The following is a 26837-nucleotide window of genomic DNA, read 5'->3' on the forward strand; positions in this document are numbered from 1 at the left end:
GGATCGCCGGCCGTGGAGCCAGACTGCGGTCCACGCATGTCGTCGTCCATCGACACACGACCTGTGGCGCTGACGGCTTCGACCCCGGCCGGCGCGTTCCTCACTGTCGAGCAACTGTCCGCTCCCTTCATGCCGCTGAACACTCGTAGGGACGGACGAGGCGGGCGGCCTGCTCGAGCGACCGGTCGGGGGTCTCGTCGGTTCGTATCGTCGCCGCCTGCGGCCACGGGTCGGCGGAGCCGGAGAGTGCTGCGGCGACATGTTCGTCGGCGTCGGAAATCGCGTGCGTTCTGCCGCGCAGGCGGGCGACGGCCACCTCCGGCGCGGCCTCGCAGCACAGCTCGATGAGCGTGCTGCGGCAGCGTGCGGCCGTCTCGGCGGCGGCGCTGCGGTGCGCTGCGCCGGCCCACGAGGCGTCCAGGATCACGGACTCGCCGCGGTGCAGGAGTGTCTCGGCCCGGGCCAGGAGCTCGGTGTAGGTGCGCTTGGTCCAGACCGGTGTGTAGATGCCCTCCTGGTACGGCGCGGCAGCCGAGACGTCGGGTGGCAGTCCGGCGAGTTCCTTGCGAATCCGGTCGGTGCCGAGCAGCACGGCGCCGAGCCGGTCGGCCAGGCGGCCGGCCAGGGTCGTCTTGCCGGTGCCGGGCGCGCCCCCTACCAGGACGAGGGCGACTTCACCGGCACGCAGGTGCGAGACGACCAGTTCGGCGTGGCCGGCGGCGTCGTCGGCGGCGTGTTCGTCGCCCTGGGCGTGGCGGAGGCAGGCGACCTTGGCGCGGACGAACGCCCGGTAGGCGATGTAGTGGTGGCGCAGCGAGGCGGGTGCGGGGTCGGCGGCGAATTCGGCGTACCAGTGCAGGAAGCGTGCCCCGAGCTGGGGTGCCCCCAGGCGTTCGAGGTCCATCGCAAGGAACGCGGCGTCATCGAGCCCGTCGAGCCAGCGCAGCCGGTCGTCGAACTCGATACAGTCCAGGACGCGCGGGCCGTCGTCGAGGCAGAAGATGTCGTCGGCGAGCAGATCCCCATGCCCGTCGACGATGCGCCCGGCCGCGATGCGGTCGTCCAGCAGCTCCTTCCGGCCGGTCAGAAAGTCGACGGTGCGTCGCTCGATCTCGCCGGCCAGGTCATCGTCGAGGACGGTCCCGCGGTACGGGCGAACCTGGTGGAAGCTGTCGGTCCAGCGCCGGAGGATTGCCTCTGCGCTGCCCTCCGCAGAGATTTCCGGGGCGTGGCGGCTCGCGGCGTGGAAGGCCGCGACGAGCCGGGCGAGCCGCCGCAGGTGATCGTCCACGGGTGCGCCGGACCGGACGAGCGCGGCCAGCCGCCGCTGTGCCGGCATTCGCCGCATGACCACCAGGTGATCGCACGGTGTGCCGTCAGGGGCGTGCACGTCGGCCACGCCGAGGTAGACGTCGGCGGCGATCCTGCGGTTGAGTTCGACCTCGCGCCGGCACACCGCTTGGCGCCGTTCGCGTGTGGTGAAGTCCAGGAACCCGAGGCCGACCGGCTTCTTGAGTTTGTACGCCCGAGCGCCGACCAGGAACACCACCGCCGCATGGGTTTCGTGAACCGCCACAAATGGCTCGTCCGAACCGTTGGCAGTGTTGCTCATCGGCAACGACACCTCTCACCCCGTCGTCCGGCCATCCTGCGCCCAGTGCTTCCCCGTCTGCGGCCGCCCATGCCGGCCAGACCGGGGAGCCAACCAGATGGGACCCGAGCACCACGGTTGGTTCAGCCGGGCTCCCCGGTCAGGTCGCCCGTGTGAACGCACCCCGGCGGGGCAGGACGGTGCTGGTGGCCGCGCGTACCGAGGCCGGTGCGGCGATCGGCGATGACGGCCTCGCGGGAGATGAGAGTGCTCATGCATGCCAGGGACATCATGACGGCGCCGGCACGTACGGTGCGGGTCGACGCACCGCTGCGGGACGCGGTCAGCCTGCTGGAGGAGTTGTCCGTCACGGCGGCACCCGTCGTCGACGAGCGCGGTGTGCTTGTCGGGCTGATCAGTGAGGTGGATCTGCTGCGGCAGCAGACGAGCAGAATGCGGGCGGCGATGCGCGGCGGGACGGCGCCGGCCGATCGCGCCCCGGTCCCCGGCCCGGAGACGCTGCGGGTGGCGGAGGTGATGTCGGGTCTGCCCGTGGTGGCCTGGCCGGACGCGGACGTCACGGACATCGCGGCGATGATGGTGCAGCACGGCGTGCACACCGTCCCGGTGGTGGCCGACGAGCGCCCCGTGGGTGTCGTCAGCCGCTGCGACGTGCTGCGGACCATCCTGCCTACCGACATGTCCGCCCGCGCGGAGGCGCAGCGGCGTCTCGATGCCTACGCCGGCGGACGCCACCGCTGGTCGGTCACCGTCGATGACGGCGTCGCGGCGGTCGAGGGGGCGTTCGACGATGCGGCCGAGCGTGCGGTGGCCGACGCTTTGGTAGGCACGACGGCCGGCGTGCGGTCGCTTCGAGGCGCCGGGCAGCCCGCCTGATCGCCGGTGCTCAACCCGTGGCTGAGACGCTGGGCTCGGTCAGCCGGGCATTCGCCGAGCGGCCCCCACGCGTGGTGGCCATTGTCGGAAACACCTGGATGACCGGCGAATGACCCGGCTCACTGCCCCGGACCGTCACCGACGGCCGTGCCGCGTCGCGGCACAGGAAAATCGACGCTCTCGCCGGGGCCGAGCAGGACCGTCTCGCCGCGGCAGCGCAGCCGGACAGGTTGCTGCCGCCCGGCGCCGGCTTCGACCCGGATGGTGTTGCCGGTGATCCGCAACGTCAGTGGGCATTCGCGGTAGCGGATGTCGAATTCCAGCGAACCCAGGTGCCGTGGCCAGTACGGATTGAGCAACAGCGTGTCGTCGCGGGTTTCCACCCCGGCGAAGCAGCGTTGCAGCACGTCCACCGATCCAGCCATGGCCGCCAGGTGCACACCCTCGGCGGTGGTGCCGCCCTGGATGTCAGCAACGTCGCTGTCGAGCGCCTCGACGAAGTAGCGCAGGGCATCCGCGCGATGGTTTCGGGCGAGGACCCATGCGTGCACCACCGCGCTGAGCGTGGAGCCGTGGGCGGTACGGGCAAGATAGTACTCGACATTCTTCGATATCGCGTCGCGGGGCAGCCGGTAGCCGAGCCGGTCGAACAGGTCCCGGAGTTCGTCGGCGGACAGCAGGTAGAAGAGCATCAGCACGTCTGCTTGTTTGGATGCCTTGTACCGGTTGGGGCTGTCGCCCTGCGACTCCAGGATGCGATCCAGGCGGCGGACGTCACCGTAACGGTCGCGGTAGGCGTCCCAGTCCAGCTCGGCCAGATCCGCGTATCCGTCGAACTGGTCGATGATCCCGTCGGGCCGGATCGGCACGTACATCCGGCGGGAGACGTCCTCCCAGTGCTGCGGCTCGCGGGGGCCGATGCCCAGCGTTTCGATCAGCGCCGCACGGCGGTCGGCGCCAAGCACGTCCAGAACGTCCAGCGCGCGCAGCAGGACCCACACTGCGAGTACGTTGGTGTAGGCGTTGTTGTCGATGCCTTCCCGGTCGGAGTGCGGATATCCGGCGTGGAACTCGTCCGGGCCCATCACTCGGCGGATGACGTACCGGTCGCGGCCGTGGTCGTAATCGGCCAGCCCGGCGAAGAAGCGAGCGATCTCCAGGATCATCTCGGCGCCGTAGTGGCTGAGAAACTCCAGGTCGCCGGTGACCTGGTAGTAATGCCAGACGTTGTACGCCACAGCCAGCCCGACGTGGCGCTGCAGCCTGGTCGAGTCCCTGATCCACCGGCCGGACAGCGGGTTGAGATGCAGCCGCTGGCTCTCCTCCCGCCCGTCGCTGCCGGACTGCCACGGATACATCGCCCCGCGGTGGCCGGCCGCCCGGGCCGCGGCGCGGGCCCAGGGCAGCCGGCGGTACCGATAGCGCAGCAGCGCGCGGCTGAGCAACGGCATGCGCAGGTTCATGATCGGGAAGACGAACAGCTCGTCCCAGAGCACGTGTCCCCGGTACGCCTCGCCGTGCAGCCCCCGGGCCGGTACCCCGACGTCGGCGTCGACACTGTTCTCCGACACCGTCTGCAACAGGTGGAACAGATGCAGGCGTACCGTCGGCAGGACGCGGCTTTCCCGGCCCTGCATCGAGATGCGGAATCGTTGCCACAGTTGCCGCCACGCCAGCATGTGCTCGTCGAGCAGTTCGTCGAAGCCGGCCAGCCGGCGCGACAGCTGTACGGCCGCATCGGCGGGGTCGGAGATCGCGTTGTCCCTCGAGGTGTAGACGGTGACCAGCTTCTCGACGGTGACCTGTTGCCCGGCCGAGACGACGATCTCGATGTCGTGGCCGATGCGGCCCGGCTCCTGGCGCACCCTGCGTTCGGCGTCGACCGGCCGCCCCTGGCTGAGAACCAGGGTGCGCACGGCCTCCGCGACGCGAATGTGTGACTGGTTGGTCTGCACCAGACACAGCACGGCGTCGGCGCCCGCCGGCTCGGCGTCCAGGAGCATCAGGTGCTGGCCGGACAGGCCGTGGTAGCGGGCGACCCCGCGGTTGGTGGTCGTTGCGTCGATCTCGGAGCGTACGGTCAACGTCCCTGACCATCCCTCGGGCGTGAACGTGACCTGCAGGCCGCACACGTGCTCGTGACGCAGGTGCACGAATCGCCGCTGGGCCACCGCCGTGACCCGGCCGGCGCTGTCCCGCACACGAAACCGGCGGGTCAGCACTCCGCGGCGCAGGTCGAGCTCGTGCCGCTGGTCGAGCGGCTCCACGTCGGCCTGGCCCAGCCACGGGCCGTCCTCGGCCCGGAACGTCAGCGGCAGCCAGTTCGGCAGGTTCACCAGGCTTTCGTTCTCGACGGTCTCGCCCGCGGTGGAGTCCCGCAGGCGGTTGTAGCAGCCGGCGGCGTACGTGCCCGGGTAGTACGGCCCGCCGGCGTCGTGCTCGGGCACGGCGCCGCGAGTTGCGAGATAGCCGTTGCCAAGGGTGCACAACGCCTCCCGCAGCCCCTCCCGGGCCGGGTTGAACCCGTCGAAGGTCATCGTCCACGCTTCTGCCACGGGCATACCCGTTCTACGAGACCGCAGTGAAGTCCGATCATGCGGTGCTGCGTCCCATTACCGGCCCGCTATTCGGTGAGTCTCACTCGACGGCCCACGACGGCGCCGATGTCGTCTGCCGCTGTTGCGAGGAGCCGGTGGCCTAGGTCGGCCAGTGCCCGCGCGGCGGCGAGTTCGTCACCGATCTCCGGGATGTTCGTGTCGGCCGGGTGCAGCCGGGCCTCTCCGGTACCAGAGAGGCTCGTGTCGGCGTCGGTGTGTAAGCGCGCCTGCGCATAGGTGCTCTCATCGTGCTCGCCGATGTACACGTCGACGGCCCAATGTTTGGCCGTGGTCATGACAGGCTCCCTTCTGCGTGCCGGCCTCGGTGCCGGTCATCCTGGGCCGTCTCGGGTCTGCGTCGCGTCGAGGAACGCCACCGTGCCGGCCAGCGTCGCGAGCTGTGGATAGTCCTCTTCCTCGATGCGGTGCCCGGTGCGTGCGCTGAGCAGCTCGACGAGTTGGAGGAAGTCGAGTGAGTCCAGGTGCAGCGTCTCGCGGAGGTCGTCGCCGGCGTGCAGAGTGTCGAGGTCGGCGTCCGGTGCTACCTCGTGCAGCGCGGTGCGGACGAGCTGTTCGGTGCCGGTCACAGGTCCTCCGGTGTCTGCAGGAGCTGGGCGATGGTGTGCAGGTAGCGGGCACCGGTTGCGCCGTCGGTGGCCCGGTGGTCCGCCGCGAGGGTCGCGGTGACCGTCGGGCGGACCCCGATGAGCCCGGCGACGGCCACCGGCCGGTCGGCGATCTTGCCGAATCCGACGAGGGCGACTTGCGGCGGGTAGATGACGCCGATGATGGAGTCGACGCCCTGGTCGCCAAGATTGGAGACGGTCAGGCTCGGGTCGGACAGTTCGGTTCGGCGTAGCCTCCCGGCCCTTGCGCGGGCGACGAGGTCGCGTAGCCGAGCCATCAGCTGGTCGAGGTCGAGGGTGTCGGCGGCGTGGATGGCCGGTGCGACAAGTCCGCCGCCGCGCAGCGACACTGCCACGCCAAGGTTCACCGCTGCGGCGGGCGCGAAGCGGTCGTCGACCCAGAAGCCGTTGACGTCCGGCACCTTCGCCGCGGCGACGGCTACGGCCTTGAGCAGCAGCGCGGCGGGGACCAGCCGGCGCGGGACGGGCAAGTGTCGGTTGCGGGCGGTGAGCCAGTCGACGGCGCGTCCCAGGTCGACGGATTCGGTCAGGTAGTAGTGCGGGATCTCGCGTTTGGATCGCGCCATCAGCGCCGCGACCGCGGCTCGCATCGCGGCGGCACGGTTGGAAGGCTCCGGCTTGGGCGGCGCCGGTTCGGCGATCCGGGCCGCGGCCGCGTGGCGGACATCCCCGGCGGCAATCGCGCCGCCGGGCCCGGTACCGGTGACGGCGCCGAGGTCCACGCCGAGCTCCGCGGCGATTCGGCGGGCCAGCGGCGACACCCGGCGGCGCGGCGCAGCGGCACGTTCCACATCGGCGTGCGTGACCCGGCCGCTGGGGCCTGTCCCATGCACGGAGGCGAGGTCGACGTGGTACTGCCGCGCCAGATGGCGTAGCGGCGGGAACCACTGGGGTGGCGGGCTCAGCGCTGGGACGCCCGGTTCCGGCGCCGCCGCGGGCGGGGTCTGTGCCGCCGGCGGCGCGGCCTCGCCGGCGATCGTGGCCAGGGGGGTGCCGACCGGCACCTTGGCGCCCGGCTCGACCAGCAGCTGTTCGACCACGCCGCTGGCGAAGCACTCCACCTCGACCGCGGCCTTGGCCGTGTCCACGACGGCGACGATGTCACCCCGGTGCACCGTGTCGCCGGGGTGGACCAGCCATTCCAGCAAGGTGCCCTGCTCCATGTCGGCCCCGAGCGACGGCATCCGGAACTCGCTCACGGTCTGGACACCGTTGCCGGCATCAGGCCGCGCACGGCCGTCACGATGTCGCCGGTCTGCGGCAGCGCCGCTTCCTCGAGGTGGCGCGCGTACGGGGTGGGAACTTCTGCGGAGCAGACCCGGGCGATGGGCGCGTCGAGTTCGTAGAAGGCTTGCTCGACCACGCGGGCGCTGATCTCGGCCGCGAGGCTGCCGGAACGCCACCCCTCGTCGACGACGACCAGCCGGTGGGTACGCACGACTGAGGCGACGACCGTGGCCTCGTCCAGCGGCCGAAGCGTGCGCAGGTCGATCACCTCGGCGCCGATGCCTTCGGCGGCCAGTACGTCAGCCGCGGCGAGCGTCTTGCCGACCGTGCCGCCGTAGGTGATGACGGTGACGTCCTCGCCCGCCCGGCGGACGGCGGCGTTGTCAATGTCCACCGAGCCCGCGTTGTCCGGCAGCTCGCCGGCCAGGTTGTACAGCGATCCGTGTTCGAAGATGAGCACCGGGTCTGGGTCCGTCAACGCCGGCCACAGCATGCCGCGGGCGTCCTCGATCGTGGCCGGAGCCAGGATGCGCAGGCCCGGGATGTGCGCGTACCACCCTTCGAGGCTGTGGGAGTGCTGCGCGGCCAGCTGCCGGCCGGCGCCGGTGGTCATGCGGATGACCAGCGGTACGTTGCACTGCCCGCCTGACATGTGCAGGAGGGTCGCCGCGTTGTTCATGATCTGGTCGAGCGCGAGCAGGCTGAAGTTGACCGTCATGATTTCCACGATCGGCCGCAGGCCGCCCAGTGCCGCGCCGATGCCGGCGCCGACGAACGCCGATTCCGACAGCGGCGTGTCGCGGATACGTTCGGGCCCGAACTCCTCGAGCAGACCGAGGCTGACGCCGAAGCAACCGCCGTAGCGGCCGACGTCCTCGCCCATGAGGAAGACCCGTCCGTCCCGGCGGAGCGCGTCGCGCATACTCTCGCGGATCGCCTCGCGGTACGTCGTCTTGGTCATCGTTCGCTGTAGACGAATCGGGTGAGGTCCTCGACCGGCTCTCGCGGCGCGGCTTCGGCCGCGGCCACCGCCTCGTCGAGCCTGCCGGCGATCGTCCGCTCCGCCTCGGCGAGGTCCTCGTCGCGGAGCTGTCCGGCCTCCCGCATCCGGGCGATCAGCAGGTCGATCGGGTCGCGTTCCTTCCACCGCGCGATTTCCGCCTTGTCCCGGTACCGGTCCGGGTCGTACATCGAGTGCGCCCGGAACCGGTAGGTCCGCAGCTCCAGGAAGTACGGGCCGCGCCCGGTCCGGACGGCGTCGGCCGCGGCGGAGGCCGCCGACGCCACCGCGAGGACGTCCATGCCGTCCACCCCGGCCGCCGTCAGCCCGTACGACGCCGCACGGCCCACCAGGTCGGTGGAGGCCTGGGCGCGCCCGATGGCCGTACCCATCGCGTAGAGGTTGTTCTCGCAGCAGAACAGCACCGGAAGCCGCCACAGGGCCGCCAGGTTCAGGCATTCGTGGAACTCGCCTTCGGCGACCGCTCCGTCGCCGAAGAAGCATGCGGTCACGGCCGGCCGCGCACGTACCTTGTCCGCGAGGGCTAGACCGATCGCCAGCGGCAGGCCGCCTCCGACGATGGCGTTACCGCCGTAGAAGCGCGCCGCCGCGTCGAACAGGTGCATCGAGCCGCCGCGGCCTCGACTGCAGCCGGTGACCTTGCCGTACATCTCAGCCATCACGGCCGCGGGATCGATGCCGCGGGCCAGGGCGTGACCGTGCTCCCGGTACGTGGAGACCACGGCATCGGCCGGCTCCAGCGAGGCGGTCACCCCGGCAGCGACCGCCTCCTCGCCGATGTAGAGGTGCATGAAGCCACGGATGTGCCCGGCGCTGTACAGCTCGACGCAGCGCTCCTCGAACCGGCGGATGATCAGCATCTGATCCAGCAGCGCGCGCCGGCGCGCGTCGTCGTCGGTCTCGGCGGGCGATGGCGCCGCCAGTGTTCTCGTGGTCATCGTGCGACCTCCAAGGTCGACAGGTCGCCCTCGGGCAGGCCGAGCTCGCGGGCCTTGAGCAACCGACGCATCACCTTGCCGCTGCGCGTGTGCGGCAGGTCCTGGTCGAAGGCGATCTCCTTCGGTGCGACCGCGCCGAGCCGCCGGCGGCCGAAGGCGAGCAGATCGAGCCGGAGCTCGTCGCAGGGCAGATACCCGGGACGTAGCGCGACGAAGGCTTTCACAACCTCGCCGGCGACCCGGTCGGGCTTGCCGATCACACCGGCCTCCGCGACCGCGGGATGCTCCATCAGCAGGCTCTCCACCTCGAACGGGCCGATGAGGTGGCCTGCGGACTTGATGACGTCATCGGCCCGCCCGACGAACCAGTAGTAGCCGTCGCCGTCACGGCGGGCCAGGTCTCCGGTGAGGTACCACCCGCCGGCGAAGCAACTCGCGTACCGGGCGTCGTCGTGCAGGTACCCGCGGAACATCGACGGCCAGCCCGGCCGCAGCGCCAGTTCGCCGACCACGCCGGGTTCGTCGATCACGCTCACGCCGCCATCACGGACCTGCGCCCGGCCGTCGTCACCGCGCAGCAGCAGACCCGCCTGCACCCCCGGAACGGGCAACCCCATCGATCCGGGCCGGACGTCGACGCCCGCATAGTTGCTGATCATGATCGCGCCGGTCTCGGTCTGCCACCAGTTGTCGTGGACGGCCCTTCCCAGCGCCTGCTGAGCCCACACCACGACTTCCGGGTTGAGCGGCTCTCCGACCGAAGCCACGAGCCGGAGCGCGGACAGGTCGTACCGGGCCGCCGCTTCGGCACCGTGCCGCATCAGCATCCGCAGCGCCGTGGGCGCGGTGTACCAGACGGTCACATGGTGTTCGGCCAGGTTGGCGTACCACCGGTCGGCCTCGAACTCGCCCGCGTCGACCAGCACCGTGGCGCCGTGGGTGAGCGGGGCGATGATGCCGTACGACGTGCCGGTGACCCAGCCAGGATCGGCGGTGCACCAGAACACGTCGTCGCGACGGAGGTCGAGCGCGAACCGTGCGGTGGCGTGGTGGGCGACCACCGCCTCGTGTACGTGCACGGCGCCCTTGGGCCGGCCCGTGGTGCCGCTGGTGAAGTGCAGCAACGCCATCTGCTGCGGGTCCGTCGGCGGCACGGTGAACCGTTCGTCCGCGGCCGACATGGCGTGATCGAGGCTGCTGGTACCGGCCGGCGGGGTTCCCGCACCGACCACCAGCACGTGGCGCAGCGCAGGCAGGTCGGCGCGGACCGGCGCCACCTTCTGCTCGTAGTACTCCGGCGTGGTCACCAGGACGGCGGCGTCGCCGAGCCGGAGCCGTTCTCGCACCGGTTCCGGCCCGAAGGCCGAGAACAGCGGCGACAGCACCGCGGTGTACTTCAGGGTGCCCAGCGCCGCGACGTACAGTTCGGGGCAGCGGCCCAGCAGGGAGAACACGCGCTCGCCGGGTTGGACGCCCAGACCGGCGAGCATGTTCGCGAAGCGGTTGGTCTGCCGGCTCAGCTCGGCGTACGTCAGGTCCCGCGGCACCCCCGGTGCCTTCTCGAGGCACCGCAGCGCCACGGCATCTGCCCGGTCGCCCCGGGCGTGCCGATCGACCGCCTCGAAGCCGATGTTCAAGCCGCGCCCCTCGGGCAGCCCCGAGAGCCACGACCGTGCTGCCGACCACGTGAAGTCGTGCCGAACCCGCGGGTAGTCGCTGAGGTTGGCGTTCGCCCGGTCTCCTTCGCTCTTCGCGATCGGTTCGTACGCCATCCCCGCCCGCTTCCCGCCCGGGAACCGGCGAAACCTCGCCGGCCTCACCGAACGTCCCATGCCGGCGTCGTCCGACGTGACCGACGCATCGCCCGCAGGTCCGAGTCGGGTGAGGGGCCGGCAGTGCGGTGACGCCGACGGGCATCGCTTCGCCAGCCAGGCGGTGCGGCCTCGTGAACCGCCACCTTGTCAGGCTCCGGCGGGCAGGCGGAGAGCAGGACGAGCGGCCGGTCGCGCATCGTCGCTCGGCTCGGTGATGCCGGGCTCGGACGGCAGCCGCCGCTTCCGCACGACGACCCTCCAGAACGGGTCAAGGTCACGGCACTGCGCCGCCGCGGCCTGACGGGTGCGCCGCCTGCCGGAACAGGGATGCGCCGATCAGCAACGCAACGTCAACGCCGACGGCACCATCACCGGCGGAGCACAATTCGGGGGTGGCGGCCAGGCCACCCCCGAATCGGTGCGGATCTGTTCGTCAGCCTGCCGTGCAGGTCAGGGCGGGCGGGGTGTTGGTGCCGCTGACGTTGGCGCTGAAGCCGAACGACGTGGTGGCACCGGCTGCGACCGTCGTGTTGTAGCTGACCGGTTTCGCGGTGACGGTGGCGCCGGCGGTGGTGAGCGTGGTGTTCCACGAGTTGGTGATGGTCTGGCCGTTGGCGAAGGTCCAGGCGACGGTCCAGGTGTTGATCGTCGCGGTGCCGGTGTTGCGCACGGTGATGTCAGCGTTGAACCCGCCGGTCCAGGAGTCGGTCACCGTGTAGGTGGCGCTGCACTGGCCCTGGCCGGCCGGTGGCGTCGTCGGGGGCGGTGTGGTCGGCGGCGGGCTCGTCGGAGGTGTGGTACCGCCGCCGTTGATGGAGACCTCACCCAGGTTGAGCGTCCAGGGGTCGTTCATGAGCGCGCTGGAGTTCTGGTTCTGCGGCGGGCCCCACTTGTCGTTCCACGCGAGGAAGTAGGAGGTCTTCGGGTAGTACTGCTTGATCGCGTTGATCCACTTGCTGTAGTCGAACGGGGTGTTGTCGGGGCCGATCTCGGTGAACGCGAACGGCTTGCCGAGGCCGATCAGCTGGTTGTAGGTGCTCTGGATGCCGGAGGCGGCGGGGTTGTCGTCGTAGGCGTCCATGCCGACGATGTCGACGGTGCCGCCGCCGGCGAAGTAGCCGGTGGCGTTGCCGCGGCTGAAGTCGGGGGCGTAGACCCAGATGAGGTTGTCCAGTCCGCGGGTGTTGACGAGGTAGTTGTACATGTAGTTCCAGACGTTCTTGAACGTGCCGGTGTCCTGGTTGCCCCACCAGAACCAGTCGCCGTTCATCTCGTGGAACGGCCGCCACAGCACGATCACGCCGGAGTTCTTGAGGTCGCTCAGGCCGTCGCCGACCTGCTTGAGCGAGTTGAGCCAGGCGCTGCCGACGGCGGTGCCGGGGTTGGTGATGTCGGCGAAGTTGGGCAGCTTGGTGCCGAAGCCGCCGCTGCCCGGGTTGGGCCAGTGGATGCCGACGCTGACCAGGCCGCCGCGCTGCCACCAGCTCTTCAGCGTGCTGTTGCAGGAGCTGTTGACCTGGGTGTTACTGCTGGTGACCCAGTTGCCGTAGTCGCAGGCCAGCAGGGCCGGGTACTGCCCGGTCTGGTTGTGCAGCTGTTCGGTCTGGTCGAGGTTGAAGGTGCCGCCGCTGTAGCCGCCGAAGAAGCCGGACGCGACGCGGTTGGTGCTGCCGCCCGGCAGGCCGGCCAGCCAGTCGAGCTCGGCGGTCCGGGTGATCGTCCCGGGCGGGGGCGGCGGCGTGGTGGAGCCGTCGCTGTACACCTCGAACTCGTAGAGCGAGTAGCCCCAGCTGGTGTTGGCCCGGGCGGTGCCGTACATGCGCACGTACCGGCCGGTGCCGTTGACCGCGAGGTCGTTCACACCGCCGGAGCCGGTGGTGGTGCTGTACACGGTGGTCCAGTTGGTGGCGTCGGGCGAGGTCTGGATCTGGTAGCTCTTGGCGTACGCGGCCTCCCAGCGCAGCACGACCCGCTTGATCGGTTTGCTGGCGCCGAGGTCGACCTGGATCCACTGGGGGTCGCTGTAGGCGCTGCCCCAGCGGGTCGAGCTGTTCCCGTCGACCGCTTGGCCGGCGGCGAGGGCGGTGCTCTCGTTGGACGAGGAGGTGACCGGGCGGTTCAGCGCTAGGTTGCCCGACGCCGCCGGCGTGGTGGGGGGCGTCGTCGGGGTTCCGTCGGTGGTGACGGAGAACGCGTTGACGGTCAGCCCGGCGCCGCCGGTCCAGGGTTCGAAGCCGGCCTGGACGCTGGTGAGGTACCAGCTGGGCTGCGCGTAGCCGCGGCCGACGGCGTCGTCGAAGAACGCCGAGACCGGGAAGTTCATCGTGGTCGCCGCGTTCTGGCGGACGTATGACACGACGTTCCAGCCGCCGTTGTCGGCAATGCGTCCTTGCCAGACGTCGAAGGCGGCATCGCCGATGGTGGCGGTGGCGACCTTGCTGCCGACCGGCTGGATCGTGCCCTGGTGGTTGAGCCACACCATGATCTCGGCCCCGTTGTTCTGGCCGGTGGTCTTGGCCGCGGGATCGAACCAGATGTCGTACGCCGCGTCCCACGCGCCGCCGCTGGGGTACGACATCGAGACACTGGTGGTGATCTGCCGGAAGCGGCTGTCGGACGCCGGCAGCGGCAGGATGCTGCCCGGCGTGCAGTTGCCGTAGTGGCAGCCGTAGTAGACCGACGGGTACGAGGCCGGCGCGCCGTTGGTCGCGTTGTTGGCGTTGCCGGTGTCGAGGCTGAAACCGTCGACCGCACCGTTGACGGTGATGCACTGCTGGGCGGTGGTGCCCCATCGGTTGTTCTGCACGATGTACCGGCTGCCGGTCGTGCTGCCGTACTGGTCGCAGATCTGCGTGGCCGCCTGTGCGGTCGTGGCCTGCACGACGACGGTGAGCACTCCGGTGGCCAGGACGGCGCCGGCCAGGAGTGCCGCTCGGAATCTGTTCATGTGCTCCTCGGTAGCCCTCTGCTCGGGGTGAATGGGGTGTCGTGGCGGCCGTGGGCATCGCGGCGAGGTGGCGGTCGCAGGTGGCGGCTGCGGGACCCGCGCGGCGGACGATGGCGGCGTGCCGAGGGTCGAACACGGTCGATACTGGTACTGAATCGCTTCATACGCAAGCGGGTCCGCGTACTTCTCTGCGTGGAGACGGTGGCCGATGCGACGCAATCAGTTCCCTCCGCACTTGCCGAAGCGGGCGCATCCCGGTAGCGAAGCGATTCGATACCCCAGCCCTGAAGGCCGGGCTTTTCCAGGGTTTTCGCCCGGCACATCGGGGCTTGTAGCGGGGATGACGCACGGTGGCCGGTCAGCGGATGTGGAACTTTCACGGCCCATACCCGCACATCGGTGAATTGGTTGACAACTTAGGCGGTTAATGGCCACGATCGCCTGCGCAGGCACAGCGCCGAACGCCCCTCGGCTCGCCGGTCCTGCCTGCATCGCGCCGCAGCACCGTCACCGCCCACGAACCCGCCCTAAGGAGACGCCCCATGAGACGTCGCGCACCCGTTCGGCTCGTGCTGGCCGGCACGGCCGTCGCCGTCACCGTCCTCGCCGCCGGGCTGGCCATCATCCCTTCCGCGCAAGCCGCCGCCGATGGCTGCCAGGTCCAGTACCAGGTCACCAACGACTGGGGATCGGGCGCCACCGCGACCGTCGTCATCGCCAACACGGGCGCCACCGCCATCGACGGATGGACCCTCGCCTGGAGCTTCCCGGGCGGCCAGACGGTCAGCGACATGTGGAACGCCACCAAAACCCAGTCCGGCGCCGCCGCCACCGCGACGAACGTCGCCTACAACGCCACCATCCCGGCCGGCGGAGGGTCGGTCAGCTTCGGCTTCAACGTCACCTATACCGGGTCCAACCCCGCCCCGACCGCGTTCACGCTCAACGGCATGGCCTGCGCCCAACCCGGCACGGCCCCGTCGGGCAGCACCAGCCCGTCGAACGGCACCAGTCCGTCGGCCGGCGCGAGCCCGTCGGCCGGCCAGAGTCCGAGCGGGCCGGGAACGCCTTCAGGAAACCTGGCGCTGCGCCGCCCGGTGACCGCCTCGTCGACCGAGGGCGCCAGCCTGGCTGCGGCGAACGCGGTGGACGGTGACCGCGCCACCCGCTGGTCCAGCCTCTACGCGGATCCGCAGTGGCTGCAGGTCGATCTCGGCGCGGTGTACCCGGTCCGGCAGGTGATCCTGCGCTGGGAGGCCGCCTACGCCCGCTCGTACCGGATCGAGACGTCCAACGACGGCTCGGTCTGGACGGCCGTCTCCAGCACCACCAGCGGCGACGGCGGTGATGACACGCTGGCGGTCGACGGCAGCGGCCGATACCTGCGGATGTCGGGCACCGCCCGCGGCACCGCCTGGGGCTACTCGCTGTACGAGCTCGAGGTCTACGCCGTGCCGATCCAGACACCCCCGGGCCCGGACTGCGGCCAGGCGCCCGCCGATCCCGCGGCGAACTCGAAGGCCCGCAGCCTGATTTGCTACCTGCGGACCCACACCTACGTCAGCGGGCAGACCGACGTCGCCGACGCCGACAAGGTGCAGCAGCTGACCGGCCGCTACCCGGCGATCGTCGCCTTCGACTTCATGGAGTACACCCGCGGCAGCATCCAGACCCAGCAGGTCATCGACTGGGCGAGACAGCGCAAGGGCATCGTCGCGTTCCAGTGGCACTGGTACTGCCCGCGCGGCGGCAACTACGCCGCGCCCTGTGACTTCGTGCCGGACCTGAGCAACCCGTCGTCGAAGCTCTATCAGGACATCGACCTCGTCGTCGGCGAGCTCAAGAAGATGGGCGACGCGGGTGTGCCGGTGCTGTTCCGCCCGCTGCACGAGTCGAACAACAACTACATGTGGTGGACGAAGAAGGGCCAGGACGCCTACAAGCAGCTGTGGCGGCTCATCTACCAGCGGGCCCAGTTGGCCGGCGCGCACAACATCGTGTGGGTGGTCAACGGCATGGCCAGCGGCCAGGGCACCGCTCTGTCGTCGTGGTACCCCGGTGACGGCTACGCCGACCTGGTGACCTCCGACTATTTCCAGAGCTCCGGAGACTTCGCCACCTGCAAGGGGATCGGCAGCGCCAAGACGACCGGAGTCGCCGAGACGTTCAGCCCGCTCAACCCGTCCACCGACCCGGCGTGGCCGTACTTCGTGGTCTGGGCCTCCCGCGACTGGGCCGGCAGCGGCAAGGACGTCGCCGGCCTGTGGAGGACCGCGATGGCCAACCCGCGCACCATCTCCATCGACCAACTGCCGGACATGGCCGCCTGGTAGTCACGCCTCGACGCGTCGCACAGGCGGGCTTGCGATTCGGCAGCCGGCCTGTGCGACGCGGCACACCCCGATCTCGCCGAGCGAAGATCGGCGCCTGGGACAGCGGCCGCGACTCAGCCGTTCCGCCCGGGGCGGTTCCCGGGTCGCCGACGGGTACGACGGGGCGACCCTGACCATGCTGGTGGCCGGCAGCTGCGGCGACGGCAGTGCCCTCCCTGGCTTTACCGGTTCAGTAGCGCTCAGCTGCGCATCCGGTCGCCGCTCGGCGCGTCCGAGGTTGCGTTTCAGCCTCGATGGGAACGCCCTCGAAACACGCCATTGACAGCGCGAAGAGCCGAATCTAAGTTGATGGAACTTATGCGGTTCAGTAACGCCTTGCGCAGTGGCGTGAGCCGCCGGAGTGACCGGCGGCCGTTGGTGCCGAGGACGTGCGGAGGGTCGGCCAATGAGACACCGTGGCTTCGATGTCCGGCGGCTGTTCCACGCACAGGCCCGCCCATCCGCCTCGGACGAGCGGCTCCTCGACGCCGTCGCGCCGTGGGGTTCTGCTCGCATCCGGCCACCGACGGAACACCCCCCGCGGTCCGTGGTCGGCGACCCGAACCGGGTCGGCACGTCCGTCCTCGCGCTCATCGATGCGATGCGCGCCGCCTTCCGCAACTGCGGACTCCACCTGTCGCTCGGCCCGCACCGAGCGCCCGGGTACCGGCCGGCCCGGGAAGGGTTCACCGGTCTCGTCAGGCACCCGGCAAGCACCGACACGCACGCACCAGCGAATTGACGCCCCGCGGGGGTGCGCCGTCGCCGATGGGACGCACACCCCCGCCATTTCGCTCAGACACCCCACAGCACTCCCGGTGGGCCATGCACCGTTCACACACGGAAGGTGGTACTGCGGATATGAAACGACGCATGCTTGCCGTCTTGGCGCTCGCGACGCTGACCCTGTCGGCGTGTGGTTCAGGCGGCGCCGGCGGCAGCAACGACGGCAAGATCTCCGGCGAGATCACCGTGCTGACCAACCGCACCGACCTGGTCGACACGGTCTTCAAGGACTACAAGCAGAAGTTCGAGGCGAAGTACCCGGGCACGTCGGTCAAGTTCGAGGCGATCACGGACTACGAGGGCGAGGTCCGCGTCCGGATGAACACCAAGAACTACGGCGACGTGCTCCTGATCCCGAACTCCGTCAATGCCGACCAGTTGCCGGCGTTCTTCGAACCCCTCGGCTCCGTCGACGAGCTCAAGGACAAGTACCGGTTCGTGCGTACCGAGCAGACGTACAACGGCAAGGTCTACGGCCTGGCGATCACCGGCAACGCGCAGGGGTACGTGTTCAACAAGAAGATCTGGACGCAGGCCGGGATCACCGAGGCGCCGAAGACGCCGGACGAGTTCCTCGCCGCGCTCAAGGCGATCAAGGACAAGACCGGGGCGATCCCGCTCTACACGAACTACAAGGACGGCTGGCCGCTGGGCCAGTGGGAGGGTGCCCGCGGCGGCATCAGCGGCGACCCGGACGCGGCGACCAAGCTCGCCCAGGACGACGCCCCCTGGACAGCCGGCAAGGAGCACTTCGTCATCGACTCGCTGCTGTACGACGCGGTCAAGGGCGGCTACACCGAGCCCGACCCCACCACGACGAACTGGGAGCAGTCCAAGGGCCTGCTCGGCACCGGCAAGGTGGCCACGATGATGCTCGGCTCGTGGTCGATCGTGCAGATGCAGCAGGCCGCCACCAGCAAGGACGACATCGCGTACTGGCCGTTTCCCTACCAGACCGGCGGCAGGTTCCACTCGGTCATCGGCGGGGACTACAAGAACGCGATCAACGTGAACTCGAGGAACAAGGCAACCGCCCGGGCCTGGATCGACTGGTTCACCGACGAGTCGAACTACGCCACCGACCAGGGCGGCGTGTCCGCGCTCAAGACCGCGCCGATGCCCGCGACCCTGGCCGACCTGACCAAGGCGCAGACCGACCTCATCGAGCTCAATCCGGCGCCGAAGGGTGAGGAGGGGCGGGCCGACAAGATCGGCAACGCGGCCGAGATCGGACTGTTCGACGGCAAGTACCGCCAGGAGATCGTCGATGCGGCCCGGGGCGCGAAGCAGGAGTCCAAGGATCAGATCTTCGCGAATCTCAACAAGAAGTGGTCCGACGCCAGGACCAAGCTGAAGTAGGCCCGGCACCGACCCGCGGCGCTCGTCCCGCATCGTGCAGGCGGATCCGGCGGTGAACCGTCGTCGGGTCCGCCTGCACGCCGTGCCCGGCGTCTGTGCCGTAGCCGGACCGCCACAGCTGCCGCCCCGACTGTGAAAGTGAGCCCATGATGGCCCATGACACCAAGTCCGCCCCCGCCCGCAAGCCGAGCGCACGCACGGCGGGACACCTGCGAGGAGCGCCACCCGTACGGCGTTCGGGCGGCATCGGCCCCGCCATGACGCCGTACCTGTTCCTGTGCGCCGCGCTCGTCCTGCTTGTCGTGTTCACCTACATCCCGGTGGTGAACATGTTCTGGTACAGCGTGACGTCGTGGGACGGGTTGAGCCCGTCGAAGGAGTTCGTCGGGTTCGACAACTACGTGGAGATCTTCACGCGGCCGGAACTGTTCGGCGTGCTCAAGGTCAGCCTTTACTACATCGGTGCCTCGTTCGTGCAGATCGTGCTCGCGCTGTACTTCGCCACGATCCTCAGTTTCAGCACCCGATTCCGCAACATCTTCAAGGGCGTCATCTTCTTCCCGTACCTCATCAACGGCGTCGCCATCGGCATGATCTTCCTGTTCTTCTTCCAGCCCGGCGGCACCCTCGACTCCGCGCTCGCCGCGGTCGGGCTCGATGGCGCGCAGCAGCAATGGCTCGGTGACCCCGCCGTCGTGAACTACTCCCTCGCCGGCACATCCGTCTGGCGGTACCTCGGCCTCAATTTCGTGCTGTTCCTCGGGGCGATCCAGTCCATCCCGGCGCATCTGTACGAGGCCGCCGAGATCGACGGTGCCAACCGGTGGGACCAGTTCCGCCACATCATCCTGTCTGGCATCCGGCCGGTCGTCGGCCTGTCGTTCATCCTCGCCGTCGCCGGGTCGCTGTCGGTGTTCGAGATCCCGTTCGTCATGACCGGAGGGGCGAACGAGAGCGAGACATTCGTCATCCAGACCGTCGACATGGCGTTCAAGTACTACAAGGTCGGTCTCGCCTCCGCGATGGCCGTCGTCCTGCTCGTGATCATTCTGCTGGTTACCTGGCTGCAGCGGCGGGTCGCGCCCGACGAGAAAGTGAACCTCGCATGATGAGCGTGCCCGCCGACCGGCGCACACCCTCCGCACGGCTCGCCGTCGCGGGAAAGTACCTGACGCTCGCCGCGGCGACGGCCGTCGTGCTGCTGCCGCCCGTCGTGCTCGTCATGGCGTCGCTGAAGACCCACGAAGAGTTCGCCGCCACCGGGCCGTTCGACCCGCCGGGCAACTGGTTCAACCTCCACAACTACGTCACCGCGTTCACGAAGGGCGCGATGCTGCGCGGCTTCGCCAACACGTCGATCATCCTGCTCGTCTCCCTGGCCGGCACCGTCGTCATCGGGTCGATGGCCGCCTACGCCATCGACCGGTTCGAGTTCCGCCTTCGCTCGCTCATCGTCGGACTGTTCCTGCTGGCCACGCTGGTGCCGGGCGTGACCACCCAGGTAGCGACGTTCAAGGTCGTCGACACCCTCGGCCTGTACGACACCAGATGGTCGGCGATCGCGTTGTTCCTCGGCACCGACATCATCTCGATCTACATCTTCCAGCAGTTCCTGCGCGGCGTGCCCCGCGAGCTCGACGAGGCCGCGGCGATGGAGGGTGCCGGCCCCTTCACGATCTATTGGAAGGTGATCCTGCCGCTGCTCAAGCCGGCCATCGCCACGGTCGTGATCGTCAAGGGCATCGCCATCTACAACGAGTTCTACATTCCGTTCCTGTACATGCCGTCGCGGGACCTCGGCGTCATCTCCACCTCACTGTTCCGGTTCAAGGGGCCCTTCGGCGCACAGTGGGAGGTCATCTCGGCCGGAGTCATCCTCGTCATCGTGCCCACGCTCATCGTGTTCCTGCTGCTGCAGCGCTTCATCTACAACGGATTCACCGCGGGAGCGGGCAAGTGACCGGTCCGATCCGACCTCAGCCCAGACTCGGCCACCTTCGGGCACATCACCACCACAGTGAAGCCCGGATGGCCGGCACCGACCTGGTCGGTCCGCTCCGCTCCGCGAGCACCGCCGGGTGCCGATCGCCCTCGACACCGACGTCAACGGCGCGGCCTACGGCGAGCACCGCCGGGGCGCCGGTGACCTCGTCCACCTCTCCGTCGGCACCGGCGCCGGCGGAGGCGCGGTCGTGCACGGGCGGCCGCTGCACGGCATGCTGCAGCCGCGCTGGGCGGCCAGCAGTCCCCGGTGCCCGGCGCACGCGGCCAGGACGCGGGCAGCCCGCCCGGACGCGACCGCCGGACCGATCGGCCCGCCGGACCGCGGCGTCGCCGCCCCGCGGCTATCGCATTAGGTCATTGGCACAGCGCAGGACCGGCGACGCGGCCCAGGCCGGTGACTCGGCGAGGGCCTCCAACGACCGGCCGCCGCGCACCCGGAACGTCGCGGACTCGCCGGGCAGGAGCGTGACCAGTTGCCGGTCAACGGTCGCCGCGGGGTCCAGCCGGTCGGCGAACAGCGTGAGGTCCCGCAGCAACGTCCCCGCGGTCACCTCGATGACGAGGCCCGTCTCTCCGCGGCGCACCGCCACGTCGGTCACGGCCGGCGGATAGCGCAGGTCGACGTCTTCAGCGAAGCACCACAGGGCCCGCTCGGTGTCGGTGTCGGTGCTGCTGTCGGCGACGATGAGCTCGGCCGCCGGCTCGTCAGCCGTGCTGAGCTCGGTGGACAGCGGCACGGTGAGCGCACCACCGGCCGGCACCTCCAGCGGGATCGTCGCCTTGGCTCGCGGGTCGCCGGCAAAGGTCACCCGGCGCACCTCGATCTCGGCGATCCAGGGGGTGCTCGAGTCGTTGACCGCGACCAGCGCGAGGCGGCCGTCGCGGGGCTGCAGGGTGAGGAGGCGTTGCGCGTAGGAACGGCGCAGTGCGTACCACAGCGGCTTGCGCCGGCCGTCGCCGTCCACCGCCGACCACGACGTGACCGGCCAGTTGTCGTTGAGCTGCCACACGATCGTGCCCATGCACAGCGGGCGCAGCGAGCGGAAGTGCTCGACGCCGAAGGAGATCGCGCGGGCCTGGTTGAGCTGGGTCGCCCAGTGCCAGTCGTCGAACGTCGCGGGCGCCGGGAAGTGCCCCTCCAGGCCACGGGCGAGTTTGGCGTTGCCGTCGATGGCCTTCTGGTGGTGGGCGATGCCCGGCGAGGTGGGGGTGAGCGGGTCGTCGCTCACCGCGCGGCGCAGGGTGGCGAAGGCCGGCGGGGCCTGGAAGCCGAACTCGGCCACGAAGCGTGGCCGGTAGCCGCGGTAGTGGCGGTAGTCGTGCGTGTTCCACACGTCCCAGATGTGCGTCGTGCCGTGGTCGGGGTCGTTCGGGTGCAGCGAGGAGTTGCCGGACCACGGGCTGCCGGGCCAGTACGGCCGGCCCGGGTCCAACTCGGCGACGATGCCGGGCAGCACGTCGAGGTAGTACCCCTCGCCCCAGCTGCGCCCGTCCAGTGCCTCGCGCCAGCCCCAGTCGTGGAAGCCCCAGATGTTCTCGTTGTTGCCCACCCACATCACCAGGCTCGGGTGCGTCATGAGCCGCACCACTTGCTCGCGGGCCTCCGCAGCGACCTCCGAACGCAGCGGCTCCTCCTCCGGGTAGGCCGCGCACGCGAAGAGGAAGTCCTGCCCGACCATCAAACCCAGCTCGTCGGCCAGGTCGTAGAAGTCGTCGCTCTCGTACCGCCCGCCGCCCCACACCCGCAGATAGTTCACCCCGGCCGCACACGCCTGCTCGAGACGCTCGGCGTAACGCTCGCGCGTGACCCGGGTGACGAACGCGTCGTCGGGAATCCAGTTGACTCCGCGGACGAAGATCGGCGTGCCGTTGACGCGAAGCGCGAACCGGCTGCCGTCGGCGTCCGGCGTGGTGTCCAGCTCGACCGTGCGGAAGCCGATGCGGCCGCGCCATCCGTCAAGCGTCGTGGCGCCAGCCGGGTCCTCGAGTGTCACCGCCAGTTCGTAGCGGTGGGCATCGCCCAGGCCCCGCGGCCACCACAGCGTCACGTCGGGTACCTCAAGGACAGCCGTCGCCTGGGTCGCGTCCGCGGGGACGTCCACGGTCATGGTCTGCCCGGCCACCGCCACGCGCAGCCGCAGCGCACCCGTTCGTGCCCGCTCGAGGTCGGCGCGGACCTCGACCCGGCCGGTGCCGCCGTCGACGGTCACGAGCGGACGCACCCGGGCCAGGCGGGCCATGGACCACATGTGCAGCCCGATCGGCCGCCAGACGCCGGCGGTGACGAGCGTCGGGCCCCAGTCCCAGCCGAAGTTGCAGGCCATCTTGCGAATGTATTGAAACGGTTCATCATAAGCGTTCGGCCGTGCCCCGACCTGGTCGCGGACGGCCTCCGCATACGCGTATGCGGAGTCGAACCGGATGCTGAGCTGGTTGCCGGTTGCGCGCACGTGATCGGTGACGTCGAATCGATACTCGCGATGCATGTTCGCCGTCCGCCCGAGCTCGACACCGTTGAAGGTGACGCTCGCGATGGTGTCCAGACCCTCCGCCACCAGCTGCACCCGGTCGGCGTCAACCGGCCCGGCGTCGAAGGTGGTTTCGTACAGCCACGGCGTGCGGCCGATCCACGCCAGCCGCCGCTCGTTGTCGTCCAGGTACGGGTCCGGGATGAGGCCGGCGGCGAGTAGGTCGGTGTGCACGCAGCCGGGCACCGATGCCGGCAGGGGGCCGGTGGGCGCTACGCCGTCCGGGTCGTCCCCGGCGACGCGAACGGTCCATCCGGAATGCAGGGGACGCACGGCAGGCATGAGGCGCTCCATCACTCGGCAACTGAAGCGTATAAGTTGAGAGGACTCCGACAGTATGGCGAACGGGCAACGAGTGTCAACAATGCCGACCGTCTCCGGCGCGCGCGGAGGTGAACCGGTTCGGATGGTTCGAGGGCCGTCGATTCGCCCGAACGGGCCGGATCGCTATGAGCGACCGCGGACCCTCACCGTGGACTGGCGAACCGTCAGCGTTCCCGGCGGTACCGTCGTGTGCGTGACTTCCCCGGTGTCCATCTGGCGCAACAGTGCGCCCACCGTCAGCTCCGCCTGTTCGGCCGGCCGCTGCTGAATCGCCGTGAGCGTCGGCACGGTGATCTGGCACAGATCGGAGTCGTCCCACGCCACGATCGCCACATCGCCGGGCACCGCGACGCCCATGTCGTGCGCCACCTTCAGCGCGGCCGCGGCCATGACGTCGTTGTCGAAGATCACAGCGGACGGCGGCTCGTTGCCACTCATGAGCGCGATCATCGCCTGCATGCCCGCGGCCGCACTGTAATCCGTGTACACGACCTGGTAGCGATCGCGGCCGAGGCCGGCCCGCTCGATCGCCTCCAGGCAGGCCGCGTCCCGCTGGCCGGTGTGGAACAGCTCGCGTACGCCGGCAACCCTGGCCAGCGATCGATGGCCGATCGCCCGCAGATAGTCGATGATGGCCTGTGCCGTACCGGCTGTGTCCACATCGACCGCGCTCACGGCGTCGAAGCGAGGACCCCCGATGATCGCCGCGGGCAGGCCGATGTCGATCAAGGCGTCGATTCGGGGATCGTCCTGCCGCACGTCGCTGACGATGACACCGTCGACGTGCCGCCCGGCCCACCATCGGCGGTACACGTCAACGGTGTCATCGACGCGGTCGACCAGGTGCAGCAGCAGGCCGATCCCGTTGCGGTTGAGCCCCGCCTCCACGCCGCTGAGCATCTGCGTGAGGTACGAATCAATGATCATCGTGCGAGGGGGGCGCACCAGCACGATCCCGACCGCGTTGGCCCGGGCCGTGCCCAGGGAACGGGCAGCGATGTTGGGCGCCCAGCCCAGCTCTCGAGCCGCCGCCAACACCCGCTGGCGCGTGTCCTCGGAAACGCCCGGCCGCCCGTTGAGCGCATATGACACCGCGGCTTCTGACACCCCGGCGCGGCTCGCCACCTGCCGGATGGTGATGCGCGCCGAACCCCGGGCGCTACTGTCCCGCTCTGCTGCCGCTGGGGCCACCTCGCTCCTCCAGCGTTACTGTGCCACTCGACGTCAGAATTGTTGCCTGAGACAGTACCTTGTCGCCGGCCGCTCCCCACAACGTCCGGGTTTCCCGTGGGCCGGCCCGACCGGTATGAGTCGGCGCGCTCTCATCGTTACCAACCAATCGCTTGGTTGGTAAGCTCGGAAGCCGCGCCGGCTCCCCGATTCGCGCCCGGGAGCCGCCTCACTACGCAAGGAGACCTCACGATGAAGGTGCTCGTGGTTGGTGGAACCGGCATGATCGGGGCCCACACTGCGCTCTACCTGCGGGACCGGGGAGACGATGTCACCGTCGCCGCCCGAGGGGCGGTCGATGCGGACTCGCCCGTCGCCGGCCTGCCCGTCCTCCGCGGGGACTACACCCAGCAGACCTTCACCCGAGAGGACCTGGCCCCCTTCGACGCGGTCGTCTTCGCCGCCGGGCAGGACGTGCGCCACCTGCCCCGCGACGTCGACGAGACGCAGTTCTGGAGGGACACCCAGAGCGTGGGGGTGCCGGCCTTCGCCGCGCTCGCCAAGAGTGCGGGTGTCTCCCGCTTCGTCCAGGTCGGCAGCTACTACCACCACCTGCGACCCGATCTCGCCGAATCGAACCCGTACGTCGCCGCCCGGCGCGCCGCCGACGAGGGAGCCCGGGCGCTGGCCGACGACGCCTTCACGGTCTGCACGCTCAATCCGCCCTCGATCATCGGAGCCATCCCCGGCATCACGGCCAAGCGCTACCGCCGCATGGTGTCCTGGGCGGCCGGCAACGAGCCGCAGATCCCCGACCACGCGCCGGCCGGCGGCACGAACTACATGTCGGTCCGGTCCCTGGCCGAGGCGATCGGCGGCGCGCTCGAGCGCGGCACGGCAGGCGCGGCATACCTCATCGGTGACGCCAACCTCACGTTCGCGCAGTTCTTCCAGCTGCTCGTCGACGCGGCCGGGGGCAACCGCACCATCGCCGAGCTCGACGAGCCGCACCCCTTCATGCCCGACTCGATGATCGTCCAAGGGCGCGGGAACGTCCTTGCCTACGAACCGGACCCGGCCGAGACCGCACTGCTCGGCTACACCCGCGGCGACTGTGAGCGTGCCGTTGCCGAACTCGTCCAGGTCGTGCGCGCGGCGACCGCCGCCGTGGCGTGACCATGCTCGACGCGGCCGACCTCACCGCGCTGCGCGCGCTCTCCGAGACGTACGCCGCGGCCGCCGACGACCGTGACGCGGCCGCGGTCGGCGCGCTCTTCGTCCCGGACGGCGTCCTCGTCGTCCCCGAACCGCCGGCCCACCTCGCCGCCCACGTGTCCCATGCCGGCCGCCCCGCGGTCGTGGCCGCGCTCGGGGCGCTCGCCGACACCCTTGCCACGACCCACGTCGTGGCCGGGGCGCGCTACCAGCCCACGCCGGCCGGGGCCCGTGGCCGGGTCCGCGGTACGGCCCACCACCTGCTGCCCGGTCGTGAAGGGCCCTCGGACCTGGTCTGGTTCCTGCACTACGACGACGAGTACGCGCGCACCGGCGCAGGATGGGCCTTCACGCGCCGTGCGGTGACCATCAACTGGATCGAACGCCACCGGGTCTCGCTGACCCGGGCCGGCTCGGAAGGCGCCGACCGGTGAGCGCGGCCCGCACGTTCGAGAGCCGGATCGCGGTCGTCACCTGATCGTCCGCGCGCCCGGACCCACGCAGGGGGCCGGGCGCGCCGGGCGTTGTCTCAGTCGCGGCGGTCGAGGCCGAAGAGCTCGGCTGCCGCCGCGAGCTGGTCGAGGTACTCGGCCCGTTCGCGGTGCCGCACGACGAGGTTGACCACGGTGGCCCCCGCCTCGCCGATCCGGCCGATGAGCTCGAGCGCGTCCTGCGGGCGGCCGATCGGGTCGAGCCGGGCCGGAGGCGTGATGACGACGTCGAACCCCTCCGGCAGGTCGTGCTCGGCGAGCATCCGCGGCAGGGTCTGCAGGTCCGGACCGCGATACGTCACCGGGGCCGGTGCCCACCCGTCGGCCAGTGTGACAGCGCGGCGGAGGGCACGGTTGCTGTGACCCCCGACCCAGATCGGGACCTTCTCCTGGACCGCGTGCGGGCTGATGACCTGGTCGGTGAAGTCGTAGTACTCCCCGTGGTAGGTCGCGAGCCGCACCGACAACGACGCCCGCAGGGCCCGCAGGGCGTCGTCCGCCCGCGGTCCGCGATCGGCGAAAGGGCGGTCGAGCAGTGCGAACTCCTCCTCGAGGTTGCCGACGCCCACGCCGAGCACGACCCGCCCCCCGCTGAGGTGGTCGAGGGTGCCGTACCGCTTGGCCAGCTCGAGCGGATGGTGCAGGCCCAGCACGAGCACGTACGGCAGAAACCGGATCCGCTCCGTGATCGCCGCCAGATAGGAGAACGTCGCGACCGGGTCGTAGAAGCGCTCACCCCGGGCCAACCCCGGTGGCACGCTGACGTGCTCCGGGCAGGTGAAGAACGCGAATCCGAGTCGGTCGGCGGTCGTGAAGACCTCCCGCAGCTCGGCGACCCCGGCCTCGGCCTCCCATGGGGGACGGGGTCCGGAGTCGGCCAGGACGGGGGAGCTGAGGCCGATGCGCATG

The 26837-nt window shown here is 70.1% G+C and carries 20 protein-coding genes; 8 read left to right on the top strand and 12 right to left on the bottom strand.

Annotated elements, in window-relative coordinates:
• Positions 1–127: 127 nt before the first annotated feature.
• Positions 128–1612 (bottom strand): AAA family ATPase, encoded by a 1485-nt coding sequence (locus tag ACQP1P_RS14865; protein WP_433087050.1) that lies wholly within the window; start codon positions 1610–1612, stop codon positions 128–130.
• 252 nt (positions 1613–1864) lie between these two features.
• Here ACQP1P_RS14865 and ACQP1P_RS14870 point away from each other — a divergent pair, with 252 nt between their 5' ends.
• Positions 1865–2488 (top strand): CBS domain-containing protein, encoded by a 624-nt coding sequence (locus ACQP1P_RS14870; protein WP_433087052.1) that lies wholly within the window; start codon positions 1865–1867, stop codon positions 2486–2488.
• A 119-nt stretch (positions 2489–2607) separates the two neighbouring features.
• On the opposite strand, the gene ACQP1P_RS14875 is transcribed toward ACQP1P_RS14870, so the two are convergent.
• The 8 genes from ACQP1P_RS14875 to ACQP1P_RS14910 form a co-directional block, all read right to left on the bottom strand.
• Complete coding sequence (locus ACQP1P_RS14875; RefSeq protein ID WP_433087055.1) at positions 2608–5049, bottom strand: glycoside hydrolase family 65 protein; 2442 nt, start codon at positions 5047–5049, stop codon at positions 2608–2610.
• A gap of 62 nt (positions 5050–5111) precedes the next feature.
• On the bottom strand, positions 5112–5381 hold the full coding sequence (locus tag ACQP1P_RS14880) for a dsRBD fold-containing protein (protein ID WP_433087057.1): 270 nt from the start codon (positions 5379–5381) through the stop codon (positions 5112–5114).
• Positions 5382–5417: 36 nt separating this feature from the next.
• Positions 5418–5672, bottom strand: coding sequence for an acyl carrier protein (locus tag ACQP1P_RS14885; RefSeq protein WP_433087059.1), 255 nt, complete (start codon positions 5670–5672; stop codon positions 5418–5420).
• Positions 5669–6931, bottom strand: coding sequence for a dihydrolipoamide acetyltransferase family protein (locus tag ACQP1P_RS14890; RefSeq protein ID WP_433087061.1), 1263 nt, complete (start codon positions 6929–6931; stop codon positions 5669–5671). The genes ACQP1P_RS14885 and ACQP1P_RS14890 overlap by 4 nt, the downstream gene beginning before the upstream one ends.
• Positions 6928–7920: an alpha-ketoacid dehydrogenase subunit beta gene (locus ACQP1P_RS14895; RefSeq protein WP_433087063.1), complete on the bottom strand. Its 993-nt coding sequence runs from the start codon at positions 7918–7920 to the stop codon at positions 6928–6930. The genes ACQP1P_RS14890 and ACQP1P_RS14895 overlap by 4 nt, the downstream gene beginning before the upstream one ends.
• Positions 7917–8918, bottom strand: a complete 1002-nt coding sequence (pdhA, locus tag ACQP1P_RS14900) for a pyruvate dehydrogenase (acetyl-transferring) E1 component subunit alpha (protein WP_433087065.1) — start codon at positions 8916–8918, stop codon at positions 7917–7919. Before pdhA ends, ACQP1P_RS14895 begins: the two co-directional genes overlap by 4 nt.
• A complete protein-coding gene (acsA, locus tag ACQP1P_RS14905) occupies positions 8915–10690 on the bottom strand; it encodes an acetate--CoA ligase (RefSeq protein ID WP_433087067.1) in 1776 nt (591 codons plus the stop codon). The genes pdhA and acsA overlap by 4 nt, the downstream gene beginning before the upstream one ends.
• A 475-nt stretch (positions 10691–11165) precedes the next feature.
• Positions 11166–13679, bottom strand: coding sequence for a glycosyl hydrolase (locus ACQP1P_RS14910; RefSeq protein WP_433087069.1), 2514 nt, complete (start codon positions 13677–13679; stop codon positions 11166–11168).
• Positions 13680–14221: 542 nt separating this feature from the next.
• Here ACQP1P_RS14910 and ACQP1P_RS14915 point away from each other — a divergent pair.
• From ACQP1P_RS14915 to ACQP1P_RS14935, 5 genes are all read left to right on the top strand, one after another.
• A complete protein-coding gene (locus tag ACQP1P_RS14915) occupies positions 14222–16012 on the top strand; it encodes a cellulose binding domain-containing protein (RefSeq protein ID WP_433087070.1) in 1791 nt (596 codons plus the stop codon).
• Between the two features lie 912 nt (positions 16013–16924).
• Positions 16925–18196: an ABC transporter substrate-binding protein gene (locus tag ACQP1P_RS14920; RefSeq protein ID WP_433087071.1), complete on the top strand. Its 1272-nt coding sequence runs from the start codon at positions 16925–16927 to the stop codon at positions 18194–18196.
• 257 nt (positions 18197–18453) lie between these two features.
• Entirely contained in the window at positions 18454–19305 is an 852-nt protein-coding gene (locus tag ACQP1P_RS14925) for a carbohydrate ABC transporter permease (RefSeq protein ID WP_433087073.1), read from the top strand.
• On the top strand, positions 19302–20156 hold the full coding sequence (locus ACQP1P_RS14930) for a carbohydrate ABC transporter permease (protein ID WP_433087075.1): 855 nt from the start codon (positions 19302–19304) through the stop codon (positions 20154–20156). Before ACQP1P_RS14925 ends, ACQP1P_RS14930 begins: the two co-directional genes overlap by 4 nt.
• A 118-nt stretch (positions 20157–20274) precedes the next feature.
• Positions 20275–20553: an ROK family protein gene (locus ACQP1P_RS14935; RefSeq protein ID WP_433087077.1), complete on the top strand. Its 279-nt coding sequence runs from the start codon at positions 20275–20277 to the stop codon at positions 20551–20553.
• Here ACQP1P_RS14935 and ACQP1P_RS14940 read toward each other — a convergent pair.
• Entirely contained in the window at positions 20542–23010 is a 2469-nt protein-coding gene (locus tag ACQP1P_RS14940; RefSeq protein ID WP_433087079.1) for a glycoside hydrolase family 2 protein, read from the bottom strand. The two genes, ACQP1P_RS14935 and ACQP1P_RS14940, sit on opposite strands and share 12 nt — an antisense overlap.
• A 165-nt stretch (positions 23011–23175) precedes the next feature.
• The gene (locus ACQP1P_RS14945; protein ID WP_433087081.1) at positions 23176–24177 is read right to left on the bottom strand and encodes a LacI family DNA-binding transcriptional regulator; all 1002 of its coding nucleotides are present in this window, start codon (positions 24175–24177) and stop codon (positions 23176–23178) included.
• 297 nt (positions 24178–24474) lie between these two features.
• On the opposite strand from ACQP1P_RS14945, the gene ACQP1P_RS14950 reads away from it, so the two are divergent.
• Positions 24475–25398: an NAD-dependent epimerase/dehydratase family protein gene (locus ACQP1P_RS14950; RefSeq protein WP_433087083.1), complete on the top strand. Its 924-nt coding sequence runs from the start codon at positions 24475–24477 to the stop codon at positions 25396–25398.
• A gap of 2 nt (positions 25399–25400) precedes the next feature.
• Positions 25401–25871 (top strand): nuclear transport factor 2 family protein, encoded by a 471-nt coding sequence (locus ACQP1P_RS14955; RefSeq protein ID WP_433090005.1) that lies wholly within the window; start codon positions 25401–25403, stop codon positions 25869–25871.
• 95 nt (positions 25872–25966) lie between these two features.
• Here ACQP1P_RS14955 and ACQP1P_RS14960 read toward each other — a convergent pair whose 3' ends face one another.
• Positions 25967–26836: a TIGR03619 family F420-dependent LLM class oxidoreductase gene (locus ACQP1P_RS14960; RefSeq protein ID WP_433087085.1), complete on the bottom strand. Its 870-nt coding sequence runs from the start codon at positions 26834–26836 to the stop codon at positions 25967–25969.
• Between the last annotated feature and the right edge of the window lies 1 nt (position 26837).

It is taken from the genome of Dactylosporangium sp. CA-052675, assembly GCF_050947935.1.
In the GTDB taxonomy this organism is placed as follows: domain Bacteria; phylum Actinomycetota; class Actinomycetes; order Mycobacteriales; family Micromonosporaceae; genus Dactylosporangium.

Coding starts and splice junctions, on each gene's coding strand:
- ACQP1P_RS14865 (WP_433087050.1), bottom strand. CDS start 1,612: ATGAGCAACACTGCCAACGGTTCGGACGAGCCATTTGTGGCGGTTCAC.
- ACQP1P_RS14870 (WP_433087052.1), top strand. CDS start 1,865: ATGCATGCCAGGGACATCATGACGGCGCCGGCACGTACGGTGCGGGTC.
- ACQP1P_RS14875 (WP_433087055.1), bottom strand. CDS start 5,049: ATGCCCGTGGCAGAAGCGTGGACGATGACCTTCGACGGGTTCAACCCG.
- ACQP1P_RS14880 (WP_433087057.1), bottom strand. CDS start 5,381: ATGACCACGGCCAAACATTGGGCCGTCGACGTGTACATCGGCGAGCAC.
- ACQP1P_RS14895 (WP_433087063.1), bottom strand. CDS start 7,920: ATGACCAAGACGACGTACCGCGAGGCGATCCGCGAGAGTATGCGCGAC.
- pdhA (WP_433087065.1), bottom strand. CDS start 8,918: ATGACCACGAGAACACTGGCGGCGCCATCGCCCGCCGAGACCGACGAC.
- acsA (WP_433087067.1), bottom strand. CDS start 10,690: ATGGCGTACGAACCGATCGCGAAGAGCGAAGGAGACCGGGCGAACGCC.
- ACQP1P_RS14910 (WP_433087069.1), bottom strand. CDS start 13,679: ATGAACAGATTCCGAGCGGCACTCCTGGCCGGCGCCGTCCTGGCCACC.
- ACQP1P_RS14915 (WP_433087070.1), top strand. CDS start 14,222: ATGAGACGTCGCGCACCCGTTCGGCTCGTGCTGGCCGGCACGGCCGTC.
- ACQP1P_RS14920 (WP_433087071.1), top strand. CDS start 16,925: ATGCTTGCCGTCTTGGCGCTCGCGACGCTGACCCTGTCGGCGTGTGGT.
- ACQP1P_RS14925 (WP_433087073.1), top strand. CDS start 18,454: ATGACGCCGTACCTGTTCCTGTGCGCCGCGCTCGTCCTGCTTGTCGTG.
- ACQP1P_RS14930 (WP_433087075.1), top strand. CDS start 19,302: ATGATGAGCGTGCCCGCCGACCGGCGCACACCCTCCGCACGGCTCGCC.
- ACQP1P_RS14940 (WP_433087079.1), bottom strand. CDS start 23,010: ATGCCTGCCGTGCGTCCCCTGCATTCCGGATGGACCGTTCGCGTCGCC.
- ACQP1P_RS14950 (WP_433087083.1), top strand. CDS start 24,475: ATGAAGGTGCTCGTGGTTGGTGGAACCGGCATGATCGGGGCCCACACT.
- ACQP1P_RS14955 (WP_433090005.1), top strand. CDS start 25,401: ATGCTCGACGCGGCCGACCTCACCGCGCTGCGCGCGCTCTCCGAGACG.
- ACQP1P_RS14960 (WP_433087085.1), bottom strand. CDS start 26,836: ATGCGCATCGGCCTCAGCTCCCCCGTCCTGGCCGACTCCGGACCCCGT.